At 71.8% G+C, this 18,115-nt stretch carries 21 protein-coding genes; 5 read left to right on the plus strand and 16 right to left on the minus strand.

What is annotated here, in order from left to right; all coding sequences use genetic code 11:
• Positions 1–148 precede the first annotated feature (148 nt).
• Positions 149–352 (minus strand): hypothetical protein, encoded by a 204-nt coding sequence (locus ACFY9V_RS13990; RefSeq protein ID WP_188281861.1) that lies wholly within the window; start codon positions 350–352, stop codon positions 149–151.
• A gap of 296 nt (positions 353–648) precedes the next feature.
• A complete protein-coding gene (locus ACFY9V_RS13995; RefSeq protein ID WP_355349478.1) occupies positions 649–930 on the minus strand; it encodes an acylphosphatase in 282 nt (93 codons plus the stop codon).
• 145 nt (positions 931–1,075) lie between these two features.
• On the opposite strand from ACFY9V_RS13995, the gene ACFY9V_RS14000 reads away from it, so the two are divergent.
• Together ACFY9V_RS14000 and ACFY9V_RS14005 are read left to right on the plus strand one after the other, a co-directional pair.
• On the plus strand, positions 1,076–1,960 hold the full coding sequence (locus ACFY9V_RS14000) for a CAP domain-containing protein (RefSeq protein ID WP_355349475.1): 885 nt from the start codon (positions 1,076–1,078) through the stop codon (positions 1,958–1,960).
• Positions 1,961–2,087: 127 nt separating this feature from the next.
• Complete coding sequence (locus tag ACFY9V_RS14005) at positions 2,088–2,513, plus strand: winged helix-turn-helix transcriptional regulator (RefSeq protein WP_391161459.1); 426 nt, start codon at positions 2,088–2,090, stop codon at positions 2,511–2,513.
• Here ACFY9V_RS14005 and mutM read toward each other — a convergent pair.
• The 9 genes from mutM to ACFY9V_RS14050 all read right to left on the minus strand — a co-directional run bounded on the left by mutM (position 2,486) and on the right by ACFY9V_RS14050 (position 11,578).
• Positions 2,486–3,352 (minus strand): bifunctional DNA-formamidopyrimidine glycosylase/DNA-(apurinic or apyrimidinic site) lyase, encoded by an 867-nt coding sequence (mutM, locus tag ACFY9V_RS14010; protein ID WP_355349468.1) that lies wholly within the window; start codon positions 3,350–3,352, stop codon positions 2,486–2,488. The genes ACFY9V_RS14005 and mutM overlap by 28 nt on opposite strands.
• Before the next feature lie 174 nt (positions 3,353–3,526).
• Positions 3,527–4,267: a ribonuclease III gene (gene rnc / locus ACFY9V_RS14015; RefSeq protein ID WP_188281856.1), complete on the minus strand. Its 741-nt coding sequence runs from the start codon at positions 4,265–4,267 to the stop codon at positions 3,527–3,529.
• Positions 4,268–4,286: 19 nt separating this feature from the next.
• Positions 4,287–4,460 carry a 50S ribosomal protein L32 gene (gene rpmF, locus ACFY9V_RS14020; protein WP_188281855.1) on the minus strand — a complete coding sequence of 58 codons (174 nt, stop codon included), beginning with the start codon at positions 4,458–4,460 and terminating at the stop codon, positions 4,287–4,289.
• Between the two features lie 2 nt (positions 4,461–4,462).
• Positions 4,463–5,071 (minus strand): YceD family protein, encoded by a 609-nt coding sequence (locus ACFY9V_RS14025; protein WP_355349491.1) that lies wholly within the window; start codon positions 5,069–5,071, stop codon positions 4,463–4,465.
• Between the two features lie 175 nt (positions 5,072–5,246).
• Positions 5,247–6,422, minus strand: coding sequence for a cell division initiation protein (locus ACFY9V_RS14030; protein ID WP_391050359.1), 1,176 nt, complete (start codon positions 6,420–6,422; stop codon positions 5,247–5,249).
• 10 nt (positions 6,423–6,432) lie between these two features.
• Entirely contained in the window at positions 6,433–6,912 is a 480-nt protein-coding gene (gene coaD / locus ACFY9V_RS14035; protein WP_355349488.1) for a pantetheine-phosphate adenylyltransferase, read from the minus strand.
• A 70-nt stretch (positions 6,913–6,982) separates the two neighbouring features.
• Positions 6,983–7,561: a 16S rRNA (guanine(966)-N(2))-methyltransferase RsmD gene (gene rsmD, locus ACFY9V_RS14040; protein ID WP_391161460.1), complete on the minus strand. Its 579-nt coding sequence runs from the start codon at positions 7,559–7,561 to the stop codon at positions 6,983–6,985.
• Positions 7,562–7,623: 62 nt separating this feature from the next.
• Positions 7,624–9,852 carry an ATP-dependent DNA helicase RecG gene (recG, locus tag ACFY9V_RS14045; RefSeq protein WP_391161461.1) on the minus strand — a complete coding sequence of 743 codons (2,229 nt, stop codon included), beginning with the start codon at positions 9,850–9,852 and terminating at the stop codon, positions 7,624–7,626.
• A 76-nt stretch (positions 9,853–9,928) separates the two neighbouring features.
• Positions 9,929–11,578: a DAK2 domain-containing protein gene (locus ACFY9V_RS14050; protein WP_391161463.1), complete on the minus strand. Its 1,650-nt coding sequence runs from the start codon at positions 11,576–11,578 to the stop codon at positions 9,929–9,931.
• Between the two features lie 278 nt (positions 11,579–11,856).
• On the opposite strand from ACFY9V_RS14050, the gene rpmB reads away from it, so the two are divergent.
• Positions 11,857–12,042, plus strand: a complete 186-nt coding sequence (rpmB, locus tag ACFY9V_RS14055) for a 50S ribosomal protein L28 (protein WP_028426177.1) — start codon at positions 11,857–11,859, stop codon at positions 12,040–12,042.
• Between the two features lie 120 nt (positions 12,043–12,162).
• On the opposite strand, the gene thiD is transcribed toward rpmB, so the two are convergent.
• Together thiD and ACFY9V_RS14065 are read right to left on the minus strand one after the other, a co-directional pair.
• Positions 12,163–12,972: a bifunctional hydroxymethylpyrimidine kinase/phosphomethylpyrimidine kinase gene (gene thiD / locus ACFY9V_RS14060; RefSeq protein WP_391161464.1), complete on the minus strand. Its 810-nt coding sequence runs from the start codon at positions 12,970–12,972 to the stop codon at positions 12,163–12,165.
• A 95-nt stretch (positions 12,973–13,067) separates the two neighbouring features.
• On the minus strand, positions 13,068–14,033 hold the full coding sequence (locus ACFY9V_RS14065) for a thiamine-phosphate kinase (protein WP_355349451.1): 966 nt from the start codon (positions 14,031–14,033) through the stop codon (positions 13,068–13,070).
• 179 nt (positions 14,034–14,212) lie between these two features.
• Between ACFY9V_RS14065 and ACFY9V_RS14070 the strand changes: the two genes are divergently transcribed.
• Positions 14,213–14,446 (plus strand): Lrp/AsnC family transcriptional regulator, encoded by a 234-nt coding sequence (locus ACFY9V_RS14070; RefSeq protein WP_188284985.1) that lies wholly within the window; start codon positions 14,213–14,215, stop codon positions 14,444–14,446.
• 51 nt (positions 14,447–14,497) lie between these two features.
• Entirely contained in the window at positions 14,498–14,944 is a 447-nt protein-coding gene (locus tag ACFY9V_RS14075; protein ID WP_355349448.1) for a DUF3515 domain-containing protein, read from the plus strand.
• A 57-nt stretch (positions 14,945–15,001) separates the two neighbouring features.
• Here the strand turns inward: ACFY9V_RS14075 and ACFY9V_RS14080 are convergent, their stop codons facing one another.
• From ACFY9V_RS14080 to ACFY9V_RS14090, 3 genes are read right to left on the minus strand one after another with little or no spacing between them, the layout of a single operon-like run.
• Positions 15,002–16,237, minus strand: coding sequence for a D-alanine--D-alanine ligase (locus tag ACFY9V_RS14080; RefSeq protein ID WP_391050363.1), 1,236 nt, complete (start codon positions 16,235–16,237; stop codon positions 15,002–15,004).
• 12 nt (positions 16,238–16,249) lie between these two features.
• Entirely contained in the window at positions 16,250–17,251 is a 1,002-nt protein-coding gene (locus ACFY9V_RS14085) for an NAD(P)H-dependent glycerol-3-phosphate dehydrogenase (RefSeq protein WP_355349442.1), read from the minus strand.
• Entirely contained in the window at positions 17,248–17,970 is a 723-nt protein-coding gene (locus ACFY9V_RS14090) for a lysophospholipid acyltransferase family protein (protein WP_355349439.1), read from the minus strand. Before ACFY9V_RS14090 ends, ACFY9V_RS14085 begins: the two co-directional genes overlap by 4 nt.
• Between the last annotated feature and the right edge of the window lie 145 nt (positions 17,971–18,115).

Consider the following 18,115-nt stretch of genomic DNA (forward strand, 5'->3'; position numbering starts at 1 on the left):
TAAGAAGCGACGTCCAGGCGGGGAGCGGGTGGGGAGCAGGGCGAGGGGACAGCGCGCGGAATGACGAAAGGGACGCCGAAGCGTCCCTCGCGGATTCTGCAGATTCTCAGGCGGTGTCCGGGGACACCTGTCCGGGCCGGGGACCGGTTCAGGCGAGCACGGGCTCCGCGCGAGATACGTCGATGCTGCTGAGCAGCGACTCTTCGTGCGATGCGACAGTCAGAGCGTCGTTCTCGGCCTGCATCCGGACAAGCTCGGATTCCAGATCCTGAACGCGCTGCTGGAGCCTTCGCATCTCGGCGAGAAGTCGCGGGTCGGGACCGCCGACGTAACCGAGAAGCGCCTTTGCCATGATGGATGGTCCTCCACGCTGAGTGACCGACCGAATGCGGTTTGGGTCGTGGGTGAGGGTTGCTCGCCCGCGCAGGGTGAGTGCCGTGACCGCCGCTGAACAATCCTGGAGCCACGATGCGCGGGGCTTCCAGAGTCTCACCAAATAACGGGACGGTCAACACGATCACAGCCCAGTCGTCGGGTCCGCCTCAGAAAACACGGCGCTGACGGCACCGCGGGCTGCCCGCGTGGCATAGGGATCATGCTCGATGGGGGCAGCCTGACACGGCGATCGTCGTATGGCAACCAAATTGCTCAGCGGATCTCGAAACCTTCGTATCCGCCCCGCGGCCGGCCCCAGATCTCGGTCACTCCGTCGACCCGTCCGGGCGTGTCCCCGCGGCGCAGCCACTCCAGCAGCCGCTCGCACTGTTCGCGCGTGCCCTCGGCCACGACCTGGACCCGGCCGTCGCCCAGATTGCCCGCGTAGCCGACGAGGCCGCCCAGTTCCAGGGCGGTGGCCCGGGTCCACCACCGGAAGCCGACGCCCTGGACGCGGCCGCGCACCCACGCGGTGAGCCGGACATCTTCGTTCATGTCCGCACGCTATCCCGCCAGTTGGATCAGCAGCACATCGGCGGGCGGCGTCATTCGCTACAGTCACCCGACAACGGGGTCACCCGTTCGGGTTAATCCGCCGAATCGGGCCGCCAGAACCGAGCCGACCAGAGGAGCGCGAAGGATGGGCCGTCACAGCCGTCATGCGCAACCGGCAGCGCCGGAGACGGGACCCCGCTCGCACCGCGGGCGCCGTAAGCACCACCCGGTCCGTACCGGACTGCTCGCCACGTCGGCCGCGATGGCCGTGGGCGCGGTCGCCGCGTCCTCCGGGATGCTCAGCGGCCTCACCGCCGGTCTCGACTACCGCCAGGGCGACGCGGGCCACACGCAGGCCGACGGCCCGGCGGACCCGTCGCGCGACGGCAGCGACATGCCCTCGCCGCTGGGCGACAGCACGGTGCCGACCCCCGGGCAGACCACCGGCTCCCCCGGTACCCCGTCCTCCGGTACGCCGTCGAAGCCGGGCACGATGCGGTCGAACACGGCGACGCCGTCCCGTACGGCCACCAGCCCGGCCGCCGCCCCCACGCCGACCCGTACGACGGCCGCGCCCACCACCCCGGTGCCGACCACCACCGCGGCCCGCACCCAGCCGCCCACGACCGCCGCCCCGGCCTCCGCCGACGCCGTCACGGCGGCCCGCGCGGCGATCCTCTCCCTGGTCAACACCCAGCGGGCGAGCGCGGGCTGCTCGCCGCTCACCGCCAGTTCCTCCCTCGACGGCCTCGCGCAGGCGTTCAGCGAGGACATGGCCGCCCGCGGCTTCTTCGACCACACCGACCCCGACGGCAAGACCCCGTGGGACCGCGCCAAAGCCCTGGGCATCACCAACCTCGGCGGCGAGAACATCGCCCGCGGCCAGGCCACCGCCCAGGCCGTCATGGACGCCTGGATGAACAGCCCCGGCCACCGCGCCAACATCCTCAACTGCGACTACAAGACCCTCGGCGTCGGCATCCACTACGGCAGCGGCGGCCCCTGGTGGACCCAGGACTTCGGTTTCTGAGGCCGCTGGAGCCGTCGCGGCCTGTGGAGCCGTGGGAGCCGTGGGAGCCGGAGCCGCCCCGGCCAGGGCGCTAACCGGGGGATCGCGCACCCCTGAGGTGAGCGCTGTGCGGGGGTACGCTGGCCGTATGACAGACAGCGACCGGACGGCGGAGTGCGCCGGGGCCACCGTGAAGGACGACGGCGGGCTCGCCTTCGACGTCTTCGCGCGCTCCTGCCCGTCGCGCGGGACGCTGGAGCACGTCACCGGACGGTGGGGCGGCCTGACGCTGGGCGCGCTCTACGAGGACACGCTGCGGTTCAACGCGCTGCGCCGCCGCGTGGACGGGGTCAGCGAGAAGATGCTGTCGCAGACGCTGCACGCGCTGGAGCGCGACGGCCTGGTCGTCAGGGACGCGCGGCCGACGAATCCGCCGCACGTCGAATACCGGCTCACCCCGCTCGGCCGGGACACCGCCGCGCGCCTGCTGTCACTGATCGCGCTGGTCGAGGGCCGGATGCCGGAGGTACTGGCCGCGCGTGAACGCTACGACGCGGAGCGCGGCACCGGCTGACAGCGCGGGCAGAAGTAGCTCGACCTGTTCATCCACGGCCGGCGCCTGATCGGTGTGCCGCAGCGGCGGCACGGCTCGTCCTCACGGCCGTACGCGTCCAGCGACCGGTCGAAGTAGCCCGATTCACCGTTCACATTGACGTACAGGCTGTCGAAGCTGGTGCCGCCCGCGGCGAGCGCGTCGCCCATCACCTCGCGGATGTGCGTGACCAGCTCCGCCGTACGCGGCCTGGTCATCGACGCCGTCGGCCGCTCGTAGTGCAACCGCGTGCGCCACAGCGCCTCGTCGGCGTAGATGTTGCCGACCCCGCTGATCAGCGACTGGTCGAGCAGCGCCCGCTTGATCGTGGTGCGCTTGCGGCGCAGCGCCGTGTGGAAGGCGTCCTCGTCGAAGGCGTCGTCCAGCGGGTCGCGCGCGATGTGCGCCAGGACCGCCGGGAGGCCGTCCGCCGCGCCCGGCACCGCCTCGTGCACGGACAGCCCGCCGAAGGTGCGCTGGTCGACGAAGCGCAGTTCGGTGCCGAGGGTGTCCTGGAATCGGATACGGATCCGCAGGTGGGTCTCGGCCGCCGCGGTTTGCGGCTGCACCAGGAGCTGACCGCTCATCCCCAGGTGGGCCATGAGCGACAGGTCCTCGGTGACCGGCAGCCACAGATACTTGCCCCTGCGGTGCGCCTCGCCCATCGCCGCGCCCTTGAGCCGCGCCGCGAAGTCCTCGGGGCCTGCCACGTGCCGCCGTACGGCCCGCGGATGGAAAACGGTGGCCGTCTCGACGGTGCGGCCCGAGACCCAGCGCGAGAGTCCGCGCCGGACGACCTCCACCTCCGGCAGCTCCGGCATGACATCCCCTCATGGTCCACGCGGGTGCGTGTGCCCCTGCCACGGGCGCGGGGAACCGCGCGACAGGCCCCCCACGGCCGGTGGTCGGGAGACGACCGGTCTGCCCCGCCGGGGCCGGTGGTGACCTGCGGCCGCGTCGCGGCCGATCGCGCGGTTCCCGCGCCCCTTCGGGGCTCAGCTCGCCGCTGAGGCGGCGGCTTCGCGGATGGAGCGCCAGGCGGACTCCGCCGCCTGCTGCTCGGCTTCCTTCTTGCTGCGGCCGGTGCCGGTGCCGTACTCGACGCCACTGACGCGGGCGGCAGCCGTGAAGGTCTTCTCGTGGTCGGGTCCTGATTCGGTGACCACGTACTCGGGAACGCCGAGCCCTTCGGCTGCGGTGAGTTCCTGGAGGCTGGTCTTCCAGTCCAGTCCCGCACCGAGGTTGGAGGACTGCTCGATGAGCGGGTCGAAGAGCCGGTGCACCAGCTCGGAGGCCGCTTCGAGCCCCTGGTCGAGATAGACCGCGCCGATGACGGCTTCCAGGGTGTCCGCGAGGATGGATGCCTTGTCCCGGCCGCCGGTGCCCTCTTCGCCCCGGCCCAGGCGGATGAACGCGCCGAGGTCGAGCCCGCGGCTCACGCCCGCCAGGGCACGCGAGTTGACCACCGCGGCCCGCAGCTTGGCCAGTTGGCCCTCGGGCAGGTCGGGGTGGGTGCGGTAGAGGGTGTCGGTGACCACCAGGCCGAGCACGGAGTCCCCGAGGAACTCCAGCCGCTCGTTGGTGGGCAGCCCGCCGTTCTCGTACGCGTACGAGCGGTGGGTCAGCGCACGCACCAGAAGGGCGGGCTCGAGGGTGTACCCGAGCCGCCCTTCCAGAAGCGTGGGGGACGAGGCTTTGTCCGCCGTGGCCGACTGTGGCGCTGAGGCGTCTGACATGGAGCCTGTCACCTGCCGATCAGACGTCGATGACCTGACGGCGGTTGTACGTGCCGCAGCTCGGGCACGCGATGTGCTGGAGCTTCGGCTCGTGGCAGCGCTCGCACGCCACCAGGCTCACGGGCGCAGCCTTCCACTGCGAACGGCGGTGGCGCGTGTTGCTGCGCGACATCTTCCGCTTCGGAACAGCCACGGCTACTTCTCCTGGTTCTCGTCGGCACCATGGTCGGTACCGAAACTCTGGTTGAGATCCTTCAAGGCCGCCCACCGGATGTCGGTGACCTCGTGGTGGTGGTCCGGGTCGTCCGCGAGGCGAACTCCGCATTCGGAGCACAGCCCTTCGCAGTCCTCCCGGCACACCGGCTGCAACGGCAGTGCGAGCACCACCGCGTCGCGCAGTACGGGTTCGAGGTCGAAGAGATCGTCCTCGAGTTCCAGCGCGTCCTCGTCCTCGGCGTCGTCACCGGCTTCGTCCTTGCGGGCGGTCCTGGTGTCGGCGTCGGGGTAGGAGAACATCTCCTGGAATTCCGCGTCCAGCTCACGCTCGACGGGTTCCAGACACCTTACGCACTCCCCCGTGACCGGCGCATGGGCGGTGCCGGTGACCAGCACACCCTCCATGACCGACTCCAGGCGGAGCTCCAGCTCGACCGTGGCGCCCTCCGGCACCCCGATGACATCGACGAGGCCGAGGTCCTTGGGGGCCGGCACCGAGCGGGAGACCTTCCTCATCGCACCAGGACGCCGGCCCAGCTCGTGTGTGTCGAACACGAGTGGGTTGCGGTGGTCGAGGCGGGTGTTCAGGGCTTCCTGCTTTCATCGGTACGGCCTGCCCCGCGGCCCTCGCGGGCGACCCTTGCGGGCGGGCACGCCAAAGCGCCGGGAATTCACACGGCTGGAAGTGACAGGATACTGGACCACCCCGCCCGCACCCAAACGGAGCCTGTCCGGGGCCGCCGGCAGGCTCCCGCGGGCGTCCTCAGCGGCCCTGCTCCAGCTCTCTCAGCCGGTTGAGGTCGATCAGTCCGGTGTCGAAGAAGCTGGTCTCGTCCAGCGCCGCGGGCTGCTGCCCCTGCGGCTGCTGCTGCGGATAGCCCTGCTGCTGGTACGGGATCTGCTGGTCGTACTGCTGCTGGTCGTAGCCGTAGCCGGCCGCGTCCTGCTGGTACGCGGGCTGCTGCTGGCCGTACGGGTCCTGGGCCTGGGTGCCGTAGTCGACGTAGGCGCCGGAGTCGGCGGCGGCCTGCTGGTACTCGGGCCGGTAGCCGCCGTCGCCCTGGTAACCGCCCTGCTGGTACGCGGTGTCCTGCTGCGAATAGCCGTAGCCGGGAGCCGCCGCGGCGGCGGCCTGCTGCGGGGCCGGGTCGTAGCCGTACTGCGCCAGGTCGGCCTGCTCGGGGGCGGTGGGCGCGGCCAGGCCCGCCATGTAGTCGGCGTCGCTCTGCCGCTGCCCGCCGTGCTCGCCGTCGCCGTCCGCGGCGTCCTGCGCGGCCATCTGCGCGGCGAGGTCGTCGATCGGATTGTGGCCGGTGAGCTTCAGGCGCCCGCGGCCGACGGCCTCCAGGGTCTTGCTCAGGACGGCCTCGAAGGCGCCCAGCTTGGCGTCCACGTACTCGTCGGCGCGGCGGCGCAGGGTCTCCGGGTCGGCGCTGCGCTCGGGGGCGTCCGCGTCCTCCTCGGCCTGGTCGTAACCCTGGTCGTAGCCGTTGGGGTCGTGGCCGAGCAGCTTCTCCCGGCCGCGGTCGACCGAGCCGATGGTCTTGGTGAGGACCACTTCGAAGTTGGCGAGCTTGCTGTCGACGTAGTCGTCGGCCTCGGCGCGGATCTCGGCGGCCTCGCGGCGCGCCTCGGCGACGATCCGCTCCGCCTCGTCCTGCGACTGGCGGGCCACCTGGGTGTCGGAGACCAGCGATCCGCGTTCGGCGTGGGCCGATTCGATGATCCGCTGGGCTTCGGCTCGGGCCTCCCCGACCATCGTCTCCCGGTCGCCGAGCAGTGCCTGCGCCTGGGAGAGGGAGTCGGGAAGTGCGGCGGCGACCTCGTCGAGCATGGCGAGCAGCTCGGCACGGTTCACCACGCAGGAGGCCGACATCGGCATCGACCGGGCGTTAGCCACGGTGGCCGCGATCTCATCGAGCTTCTTCTGGACGTCCACGGGGGAGAGCCTAGCGCTGTCGGAGTTTGGGCTTGAGCGCGTCGAGGACGACGGACGGCACCAAGTGGGAGATGTCGCCGCCCCATTGGGCGACTTCCTTGACCAGACTCGAGGACAGGAAGCTGTAGGCGGGGTTGGTGGGGACGAAGAGGGTCTCGACACCGGTGAGGCCGATGTTCATCTGGGCCATCTGCAACTCGTAGTCGAAGTCGCTGACCGCGCGCAGGCCCTTCACGATGGCCGGGATCTCGCGCTGCTTGCAGAAGTCCACCAGCAGGCCGTGGAACGACTCGACCTTGACGTTGCCCAGGTCGCCCGTGACCTCCTCGATCAGCGCGATGCGCTCCTCGATGGTGAACAGGCCCTGCTTGGACTGGTTGATCATCACGGCGACGTACACGGTGTCGTACAGCCGTGAGGCGCGGGCGATGATGTCGAGGTGTCCGTTGGTGATGGGGTCGAAGGACCCCGGACAGACGGCGCGGCGCAAGAGTGGTTCCTCGCTCTCCGTACGGCGGGTGCTACGGCTCATGGTGCGGGTTCATGTCGACTCCGCGGGCTCATGACCCGGCGGTGACCCGGGCGGCGCGACCGTACCAAAGCGTCGCTTCGCCGTACCGCCGGGACCGCAGGCCCGTGAAACCCGGGGGCCAGCCGAATTCGCCGCCCCGGGTCCTGCGCTCCACGGTGACCAGCGCTTCCTCCGTCAGCCAGTCATTGGCCAGGAGTGTGAGCAGGATCTCCCGCAGTTCGCCGTCCTCGACGTCGTACGGCGGGTCGAGGAAGACCACGTCGTACGGCCGCGGCGCCGGTCCCGCGACGATCTTCTCCGCGCGTCCCGAGCGCACCTCGGCGCCGGGCAGTTTCAGCGCCGCCACGTTCTCCCTGATCACCCGCGCCGCCCGCGGCTCGGCCTCGGCCAGCAGGACGTGCTCGGCGCCGCGCGAGAGCGCTTCGAGGCCGACCGCGCCGGAGCCCGCGTAGAGGTCGAGCACCCTGGCCCCCTCCAGCGTGCCGCACAGCGACTGAAGGGTGGAGAACAGCCCCTCCTTGGCGCGGTCGGACGTCGGCCTGGTGCCGTCGCCCGGCGGTACGGCGAGGCGCCGCCCCCCGGCGGCGCCGGCGATCACGCGGGTCATGGAACTCACTTCCGGTGCGGGGACCTGGTCCGACGCGCCCCACGATACGGGCCCGGGCCCGGCTACCCCTTTTCCAGATACTCCTCGCGGTCCGCGTCCAGCAGGCTGTCCAGGGCGCTGCGGAGGTCGGGGTGCGCGGTGAGTTCGGGATCGGCGGTCACGACCGCGGTGGCCTCCTCGCGGGCGGCCTCGATGACGTCGCGGTCGTCCATGACGGTGAGCACCCGCAGCGAGGAGCGGCTGCCGGACTGGGCCTGGCCGAGGACGTCGCCCTCGCGGCGCTGCTGGAGGTCGATCTCGGAGAGTTCGAAGCCGTCCAGCGTCCCGGCCACCGCGTCCAGGCGCATCCGGGCCGGGGTCGCCTCGGGCGCCTCGGAGACCAGCAGGCACAGGCCGGGCGCGGAGCCGCGGCCGACCCGGCCGCGCAGCTGGTGGAGTTGCGAGACGCCGAAGCGGTCGGCGTCCATGATCACCATGGCGGTGGCGTTCGGCACGTTCACCCCGACCTCGATGACCGTGGTGGCGACCAGGACGTCCACCTCGCCCGCGGTGAAGCGGCGCATCACGTCGTCCTTGGCGTCCGGCTGCATCCGGCCGTGCAGCACCTCGACGCGCAGCCCGCGCAGGGCCCCCTGGGCGATCTGCTCGGCGACGTCCAGCACCGCCAGCGGCGGCCTGCGCTCGTCGTCGGGCCCCGGCTCCTTGTCCTTCTTGGCCGCCTTGGCCTTGCCGCTCCCCTTGCCCTCCTCCTCGTCGCCGATCCGCGGGCACACCACGTACGCCTGGTGCCCGCCCTCGACCTCCTCCCGTACCCGCTCCCAGGCCCGGCTGAGGAAGTGCGGCTTCTCGGCCGCCGGTACGACATGGGTGGCGATCGGCGAGCGCCCGGCGGGCAGTTGGTCCAGTACGGACGTCTCCAGGTCGCCGAAGACCGTCATGGCGACGGTCCGCGGGATCGGGGTGGCCGTCATCACCAGCAGGTGCGGCGGCTGGGCGGCCTTGGCGCGCAGCGCGTCCCGCTGCTCCACGCCGAAGCGGTGCTGTTCGTCGACCACGACCAGGCCCAGGTCGTGGAACTTCACCTTGTCCTCGATCAGCGCGTGCGTGCCGATCACGATCCCGGCCTCGCCCGTCACCAGGTCGAGCAGCGCCTGCCGCCGCGCGGGCGTCCCCATGGAACCGGTCAGCAGCACGACCTTCGTCCCGAGGTCCGAGCCGCCCAGCATGCCCGAGGACTCGGCCAGTTCGCCCATCATCTCGGTGACGGAGCGGTGGTGCTGCTGGGCCAGCACCTCGGTCGGCGCGAGCATCGCCGCCTGGCCGCCCGCGTCCACCACCCCGAGCATCGCCCGCAGCGCCACCATCGTCTTGCCCGAGCCGACCTCGCCCTGGAGCAGCCGGTGCATCGGGTGCTCGGCCGCCAGGTCCTCGAAGATCTCGCCCGACACCCTCCGCTGGCCGTCGGTCAGCGTGAACGGCAGCTTCGCGTCGAACGCCGTCAGCAGCCCGTCCCGGCCCGGCCGGCGCGGCACCGCGGGCAGCGCGGAGTCCGCCGCCCTGCGGCGGGCCAGCGCCACCTGGAGCACGAACGCCTCGTCCCACTTCAGCCGGTCCCTGGCCGCCGCGATGTCCGCCTTCGTCCGCGGCCGGTGGATCCGCTCCAGCGCCTCCGGCAGCGGCGCGAGCCCGCGCGCCTCGCGCAGCGCCGCGGGCAGCGGCTCCCCCACGCCCTCCCAGCCGATCGCCGTCAGCGAGTTGAGCGCGGTGTCCACCGCCTGCCCGATCCGCCACGAGGTGATCTGCTTGCACGCCGGATACAGCGGGATCAGCCGGTTCGCGAACGCGTCCAGCGCGTCCTTCTCCGCCCCCTCGTCCGCGTCCAGCAACTGGTAGTCCGGGTGGGCCAGTTGGCGCGTCCGGTTGAAGACCGAGACCTTCCCCGAGAACATCCCGCGCCGCCCCGGGATCAGCCGGTGGGCGTGCGCGTGCGCCGCCTTGCTGAAGAACACCAGGGTCAGCGAACCGCTGCCGTCGGTCACCACGACTTCGAGCCGCACCCCGGACCCGCGGCCGTACGTCCGCTTGTCCGCCTTCGCGATCTGCGCCACCACCGTGACGTACTCGTCCACCGGCAGATCCGCCAGGCGCGTCAGCTCCCCGCGCTCGGCGTACCGGCGCGGATAGTGATGCAGCAGGTCACCGGCGGTGTGCAGCCCGAGGTGGTCGGCGAGCACCTTCGCGGTACGGTCACCGACGATTTTCCGCAGCGGATCGTCCATGGGGTTCGACATCGGGATCTATCTTGGCGCACCCCACCGACAAATCCCCCTCGGGCAGGTCCGCGCGGCGGTCCGCGGGAGGGGCGGGTTACTCCACGCCCACCAGCAGGGGGCAGGTGCCCTGGCCGCCCTCGTAGGTCACGGTGTCCACCGCCAGGTGGGCCTCGCGGACGTGGGACTCGATGTGGGCGGTGAGGTCGGCGGGGGCGTCGGGTCCCGGGATGAGGGTGACGAGTTCGCCGCCGGCGGCGAGCATGCGGTCCAGGACGGCGGTGGCGGTACCGGCGAGCGTGGTGCCGATGACGGAGACGTCGCCGTCGATGAGGCCGAGGATGTCGCCGGCCTGGCAGATGCCGGCCGAGGTCCAGGAGCGGTGCTCGGCGACGGCGAGTTCGGCGTAGCGAGTGGCTCCGGCGGCGGAGGTCATGGCGACGACGTCCTCGTCGAAGCGCCGGGAGGGCTCGTGGACGGCGAGGGCGGCCAGGCCCTGGACGGCGGAGCGGGTGGGGATGAGGGCGACCCGGACGCCGTCGGCGCGGGCCTGTTCCGCGGCGGCGCCCGCCGCGTGCCGCAGGTCGCGGTCGTTGGGCAGCAGGACGACCTCAAGGGCGTGGGCGCGGCGGATGGCGGCGGCGATCTCGCCGCTGGCGGGCTGTTCGCCGGGGCGGACGGCGACGACGGTGGCCCCGGCGCGGGCGCACAGTTCCGACAGGCCGTCGCCGCGGACGACGGCGACGACGGCGCGGTGCGCGGGTTCGGTGCGCGGCCTGGTCTGGTCGGCGAAGTGGGTGACGCGGATGCGGTACGGGCGGCCGGCCTCGATGCCCGCCTCGATGGCGGCGCCGACGTCGTCCACGTGGACGTGCACGTGGAAGAGCCCGTCGCCGCCGACGACGACGAGGGAGTCGCCGAGCGCGTCGAGCCGGGCCCGCAGCAGGGTGACGGCGGAGTCGGCGGCCTCCAGGAGGAAGATCACCTCGAAGGCGGGGCCGTCGGGGACCGCGTCGTCGGGGCACAGGTCCTCGTCCTCGACCGGGACGGTGTGCCCGGCGCGGAAGTCCGTTCCGGCCAGGGGCTGTTCCGGGGCGTCGCCGGTCACGGCGTCGGCCAGCGCGCCGAGCACGGCGACCAGGCCGAGGCCGCCCGCGTCGACCACTCCCGCGCGGCGCAGCACGCCGAGCTGTCCCGGGGTGGCGGCCAGCGCGGCGCGCGCTCCGGCGTACGCGGCCCGTACGACCTCGTCGACGCCGCCCGTCGCGGCCTCCGCGGCGTCGGCCGCGCCGACGGCCACCGTGAGCATCGTGCCCTCGACCGGCCGGGCGACCGCGTCGTACGCCGATTCCGCGGCGATCCGCAGGGCCCGCCGCAGTTCGGCGGCCCCGATCCGTTCAGGGGCGTCGGCGGGCGAGGCGACCGCCTCGTTCATGCCGCGCAGGAGCTGGGCGAGGATCGTGCCGGAATTGCCGCGGGCGCCGATGAGGGCGCCGTGCGACATGGCGCGGAGCACGTCGGGGAGGGTGGGCCGGGTCGCGGAGGCGGCGGCCGTCGCGTGCGCGTCGAAGACCGCTTCCACTGCCTGGGCGGCGGACTCGAACGTCAGGTACAGATTGGTGCCGGTGTCCCCGTCCGCGACGGGATAGACGTTGATCGCGTCGATCTCCTCGCGGGCCCTGCCCAGTGCCTGGAGCGAGAGGCGGCACCAGGCGAGCACCGCGGAAGCGTCGAGCGAGGGCGGCAACAGGTCCTCCTGCGGAACACCGGGATATCGGGAACTGCCAGGTGAGCCTAGGCCCTTTCGGGGCGGTCGGGAGCGGGCCGGGCGGCGACGGGGCCGCCCGTGACCGCGCGGAAACGGCCTGGTGGTGACCCCGGTCACGGGGGCGGGCGTCCGGATCTGGGCGCCCGCGGACCATGGTAGTTTCGTTGTACGGGAGCGGTCGTTGTATGCTGCTCCGGTTGCCTGGGGCTCTCTCAGGCTTTTCATCGTAAGTGCATCTGAAGTCTTTGGAGTGACCCGTGGCTGCCAACTGCGACGTCTGCGGCAAGGGGCCGGGCTTCGGCAACAGCATCTCCCACTCGCACCGCCGTACCCCGCGTCGTTGGAACCCCAACATCCAGCGCGTGCGTGCAGTGGTCGGGCGGACGCCGAAGCGCCTCAATGTCTGCACCTCGTGCATCAAGGCCGGTAAGGTCTCGCGCTGACGCGTCGTCGTACATCACGTCGTAGCAGCGCAGCCTTAGCGGCTACTCGAATGCCGGTCCACCTCAGGGTGGGCCGGTTTTCTTGCGTTGTACGGGTGCCCGTGCGGCTCGGGTGACGGCTCAGCGCGTGCGCCAGCCGTGGTCGACGGGGCCGGTCCCGGCGCCGAGCGGGAAGCCCGCCGCGATGGCGCCGGTCACGTACGTCTTCGCCCGTCCGACGGCGTCCGGCACGTCGCGGCCGAGGGCGAGGTGGCAGGCGATCGCGCTGGCCAGGGTGCAGCCCGTCCCGTGGGTGTGCCGGTTGTCGAGCCGCGGGGCGCGGTACCAGTGCTCGGCGGCGCCGTCGGTGAGCAGGTCGACGGCCTCGGCCGAGCGGCTGTCGGCGAGGTGGCCGCCCTTGACCAGGACCCAGCGCGGCCCGTGGGCGAGTACGGCGTCGGCGGCGGCCCGCATGCCGGCCTCGTCGTGCACGGTACGACCGGTGAGCTGGGTGACCTCGTCCAGGTTGGGGGTGGCGACGGTGGCGAGCGGCAGCAGCCGGGTGCGTACGGTCTCGACGGCTTCCTCGGCGAGCAGCGCGTCGCCGTGCTTGGAGATCCCGACCGGGTCGACGACGACGGGGACGCGGCCGTCCAGCGCGGCGAGGAGACCGGCGACGGTCTCGGTCAGGGCCGCCGAGGAGAGCATGCCGGTCTTGACCGCCGCCACCCCGATGTCGCCGACGACGGCGTGGAACTGGGCGCGTACGGCCGCCTCCGGCAGGTCCCAGACGCCGTGCACGCCCAGCGAATTCTGCGCGGTGACGGCGGTGAGCACGCTCATGCCGTGCACGCCGAGGGCGAGCATCGTCTTGAGGTCGGCCTGGATGCCCGCGCCGCCGCCGGAGTCGGATCCGGCGACGGTGAGCACCCGGGCGGGGGCGGCCGGCACAGGCGCGGGGCGCGGGAGGCCGGGGTCTGGGACGGCGGGGCGCGGGAGGCCGGGGTCTGGGACGGCGGGGTTCGGGAGGCCGGGGTTCGGGAGGGTCACTCCTCGTCCCCGAAGTGGTCCCAGCCGCCCGCCTTGTCCCAGGGCGCGCCGTCCACGGTGACCTGCGGGGTGCGGCCCGCGGGGGCGCTGACGGCGCCGATGACCCGCCAGCGGGCGGGCAGCTTCACATCGCGGGGGAAGGCGGCGACGATCGCGTGGTCCTCGCCGCCGGTGAGCACCCAGTGCAGCGGGTCGACGCCCACGGCCTGCCCGATGTCGGACATCTGGGCGGGTACGTCGATATCCGCGGAGCGCAGGTCGATGTCGACGCCGCTGGCGGCGGCGATGTGGCCGAGGTCGGCGACCAGGCCGTCGCTGACGTCGGTCATGGCGGTGGCGCCGAGTTCGGCCGCCGCGGGGCCCGCGTGGTACGGCGGTTCCGGGCGGCGGTGGGCCTCCACGAAGGCGCGCGGGGAGCGGAAGCCGCGGGAGAGCACGGCGAGTCCGGCGGCGGACCAGCCGAGCCAGCCGGTGACGGCGATGATGTCGCCCGCGCGGGCACCCGATCGGGTGATGGCCTCGCGGCTGCGGAGGTCGCCGAGCGCGGTGACGGCCACCGTGATGGTGTCGCCGCGTACGACGTCGCCGCCGACCACGGCCGCTCCCGCGACCTGGCACTCGTCGCGGATGCCGTCCATGAGTTCGACGGCCCAGGTGGCGGGGAGTTCGGCGGGGACGACGAGGCCGAGCAGCACGGCGGTGGGGAAGGCGCCCATGGCGGCGATGTCGGCGAGGTTCTGCGCGGCGGCCTTGCGGCCCACGTCGTAGGCGGTGGACCAGTCGCGGCGGAAGTGGCGGCCCTCGATGAGGACGTCCGTGGTGGCGACCACCCGGCGGTCGGGCGCGGCGACCACGGCCGCGTCGTCACCCGGTCCGATTTTCACCGCGGGTGTGGTGGTGAGCCGGGAGGTCAACTCCCTGATGAGCCCGAACTCGCCCAACTCGCCCACAGTCCCCTTCATCCCAACGTCCCCTCGAGTCGCGGCCTGAGCCGGTTCTGCTGCGTGTTTCCCGTCAATACGGGCGTGAGACCCGTCAATACGGGGGTCAGGTACCGCGCGGGTCTCCCCGCTGTGCGCGACGACGCGATAACGTGGCGTCCCCCTTCCCACATGATCCTCGAAGCCGCCCTGGAGGTTCCGTGGTACAGGCGTACATCCTGATCCAGACCGAGGTCGGCAAAGCCTCGGCAGTAGCGGAGGTGATCTCCAAGATCGAAGGAGTCATTCAGGCCGAGGACGTCACCGGTCCTTATGACGTCATCGTCAGGGCCCAAGCAGACACGGTCGATGATCTCGGCCGCATGGTGGTCGCCAAAGTCCAGCAGGCGGACGGCATCACTCGAACGTTGACCTGCCCCGTCGTCCATATCTAGCCCCCACTATGCTCACCGGTGATGCTGTATCGCCGAGTTGTACTGACCGCCGTGTCCGCCGTCGCGTGCCTTTCTGCGGCGGCGGTCTACGCGTTCACGTCCGGTACGGACGAAGCGATCGCCGTACCGGTTCCTGACGCACGTGTCGCCGGATACTGTCACGCGCTGTACGGCGATCTGCCCGCGAAGGTCGACGGTCTCTCCCGGCATGATCTCAAGCCGGAATCGGAGCTGACAGCCGGGTGGGGCAATCCGCCGATCGTGTTGCGCTGCGGTGTCCCGCGGCCCGCCGCCGACGCGGACCCCTCCACTTACGGCGCCGAGGTGGACGGCGTCTCCTGGTCGGTGGAGCAGGGAGCCGACGGTGGGGTGCTGATGACGACGACGCTGCGCAAGGCGTATGTCGAGGTGGCTCTGCCGAAGCGTTTCGCCCATGACATCAGTCCGCTGACGGATCTCGCGGACGCGATCAAGCGCACGATCCCCGAGGGGGTCTGACCCCCTCGGGGTTCGGCTGTCCGTCCGAAGGCCGTGCGCAGGCGCGGCCCCGGCGGGCTAGCGCAGGCCGGTCGAGCGGCGCAGCGCCGCCTGGATGAGCAGGTCGACCAGTTGCCGGTAGTCGACGCCCGTCTCCTGCCACATCCGCGGGTACATCGAGATCGGGGTGAAGCCCGGCATCGTGTTGATCTCGTTGATGACGAACTCCCCGCTGTCCAGCAGGAAGAAGTCGGCGCGGACCAGGCCCTCACAGGACGCGGCCTCGAACGCCTCGACGGCGAGCCGCCGTACCTCGGCGGTCTGCTCCTCGGTGAGCGGCGCAGGAACGATTCCCTCGGCGGAGTCGATGTACTTCGCCTCGAAGTCGTAGAACGCGTGGCTGGTGACCGGCGGGATCTCGGCCGGTACGGAGGCGCGCGGGCCGTCCTCGAACTCCAGGACGCCGCATTCGATCTCGCGTCCGCGCAGCAGCGCCTCGACGATGACCTTGGGGTCGTGCCGCCTGGCCTCGGTGATGGCCGCGTCGAGCCCTTCCGGGCCTTCGACCTTGGTGATGCCGAAGGACGATCCGGCGCGGGCGGGCTTCACGAACAGCGGCCAGCCGTGCTCGGCGGCGAAGTCGGTGACCTTGCGGCGTACGGCGTCGCTGTCGCGTTCCCATTCGCGGGGGCGGATGACGGTGTAGGGGCCGACGGCCAGGCCGAAGGAGGTGAAGACGCGCTTCATGTACTCCTTGTCCATGCCGACGGCGGAGGCGAGCACGCCCGCGCCGACGTACGGGACGCCGGAGAGTTCGAGCAGGCCCTGGAGGGTGCCGTCCTCGCCGTACGGGCCGTGCAGCATGGGGAAGACGACGTCGACCTCGCCGAGCGCCTTCGGGACGGCGCCCGCTTCGGTGTAGACGACCTCGCGGTTGGCCGGGTCGACCGGGAGCATGACGGCGCCCTCGTGGTCGGTGACCTGTTCGACGGTCGGCATCCGGCGGTCGGCGATGGCCATCCGCTCGGGGGCGTCCGCGGTCAGTGCCCAGCGGCCCTCGGTGGTGATGCCGATGGGCAGGACGTCGTACTTGTCGCGGTCGATGGCGCTGAGCACGCTGGCCGCGGTGACCACCGAGACGCCGTGCTCGGAGCTGCGTCCGCCGAAGACGACCGCGACCCGCGGCTTGCGCGGGTAGTTCTCGCTCGCGTGGCCTACCACGCGCCGGTCCGCGTACGGGTCCGCGGGCCGGTCCGGGCCGGATTCGCGCCGGTCAGGGCTCTGGGAGCTGTCGTGGGATGCAAGGTTGCTCATGTCGCGATGACCCTACCGTTCCGGCTTGGCGGAGCGTGACATCAACTCCTGTACGGCCACGACGGGCGGTTTCCCGTTGTGCACGATGTCGACCACGGTGTCCGTCAGCGGCATGTCGACGCCGTGCCTGCGGGCCAGATCGGCCACGGACTCGCAGGACTTGACGCCCTCGGCCGTCTGGCTGGTGACGGCGATGGTCTCGGCCAGGGTCATGCCGCGGCCGAGGTTCATGCCGAAGGTGTGGTTGCGCGACAGCGGTGAGGAGCAGGTGGCGACCAGGTCGCCCATGCCCGCGAGGCCGGCGAAGGTGTGCGCGTCGGCGCCCATCGCCATGCCGAGCCTGGTGGTCTCGGCCAGGCCGCGGGTGATCAGGGACGCCTTGGTGTTGTCGCCCAGGCCCATGCCGTCGGCGATGCCGACCGCGAGGCCGATGACGTTCTTGACGGCGCCGCCGAGTTCGACGCCGACGACGTCGGTGTTGGTGTACGGGCGGAAGTAGCCGGTGTGGCAGGCGGCCTGGAAGCGGCGGGCGACGGCTTCGTCGCGGCTGGCGACGACGGCGGCGGCGGGCTGCCTGGCGGCGATCTCCGGGGCGAGGTTGGGGCCCGACAGGACGGCGACGCGGTCGGGTCCTGCCTTGGCGACCTCCTCGATCACCTCGCTCATCAGCTTGGCGGTGCCCAGTTCGACGCCCTTCATCAGGCTGACCAGGACCGCGTCGGGGCGCAGCAGCGGTGCCCAGTCGGCGAGGTTGGCGCGCAGCGTCTGGGACGGGACGCACAGGATGACGAATTCGGCGTCGGCGGCGGCTTCCGCGGGGTCCGCGGTGGCGGTGACGGCGGCGGGCAGTTCGAGGTCGGGGAGGTATTCGGGGTTCCTGCGGTCGGCGTTGATCGCCGCGGTCAGCTCGGGGCGGCGGCCCCAGAGCGCCACCTCGCACCCGGCGTCGGCGAGGACCATCGAGAAGGCGGTGCCCCAGGAGCCGGTGCCGTAGACGGCGCAGCGGACCGTCATGCGCCCTCCCGTGCCTTGCGCGGGTCGTAGAGACCGGCGGGCGCGGGTTCCTGGCGTACCTCGGCGAGCAGCGCGGTGACCGCGAGCATGATGGTCTCGGTGACGGCGCGCAGCACGTCGGGGGTGGGGTCCTGGCCGTAGAACGCGGTCAGGTCGACGGGTTCGCCCGCGAGGACCCGCAGCGTCTTGCGCGGCAGCAGGCGTACGCGCTTGCTCTTGGCGTACGGCGGCACGGCCTCGTTGGCGCCCCACTGGGCGACGGGGATCACGGGCGCCTTGGTGAGCAGCGCGACGCGGGCGACGCCGGTCTTGGAGACCATCGGCCACATGTCGGGGTCACGGGTGAGGGTGCCTTCGGGGTAGAAGGCGACGCACTCGCCGGAGTTGATGGCGTCGACGGCGGCGCGGAAGGCGTTCGCGGCGTCGGTGGTCTCGCGGAAGACGGGGATCTGGCCGGTGCCGCGCAGCATCGTGCCGACGAAGAAGGGCTTGAAGAGCCCCGCCTTGGCCAGGAAGCGGGGGACGCGGCCGGTGTTGTACTGGAAATGCGCGTACGACAGCGGGTCCAGGTACGAGTTGTGGTTCACCGCCGTGATGAAACCGCCGTCGGCCGGAATGTGCTCCATTCCGTGCCAGTCCCGCTTGAACAGCACAATGAGCGGCGGTTTCGCGATGACGGCCGCCAGGCGGTACCAGAAACCGATTCTGCGGCGGGACACCAGGACTCCTCTTCGTTGCTGTGACGCTGCGCTCGTAGAGGCTCGCGCAGCACCACCCGTGCGGCAGCCGCACAAGTCTGCGGCTATGGACACGTTAACGCCAGGGCCCGGCGGCCCGTGGGGCGCCTGGGGAAGGCCGCACAAT

The sequence above is a fragment of the Streptomyces sp. NPDC008317 genome (genome assembly GCF_042955955.1).
Lineage (GTDB): Bacteria > Actinomycetota > Actinomycetes > Streptomycetales > Streptomycetaceae > Actinacidiphila.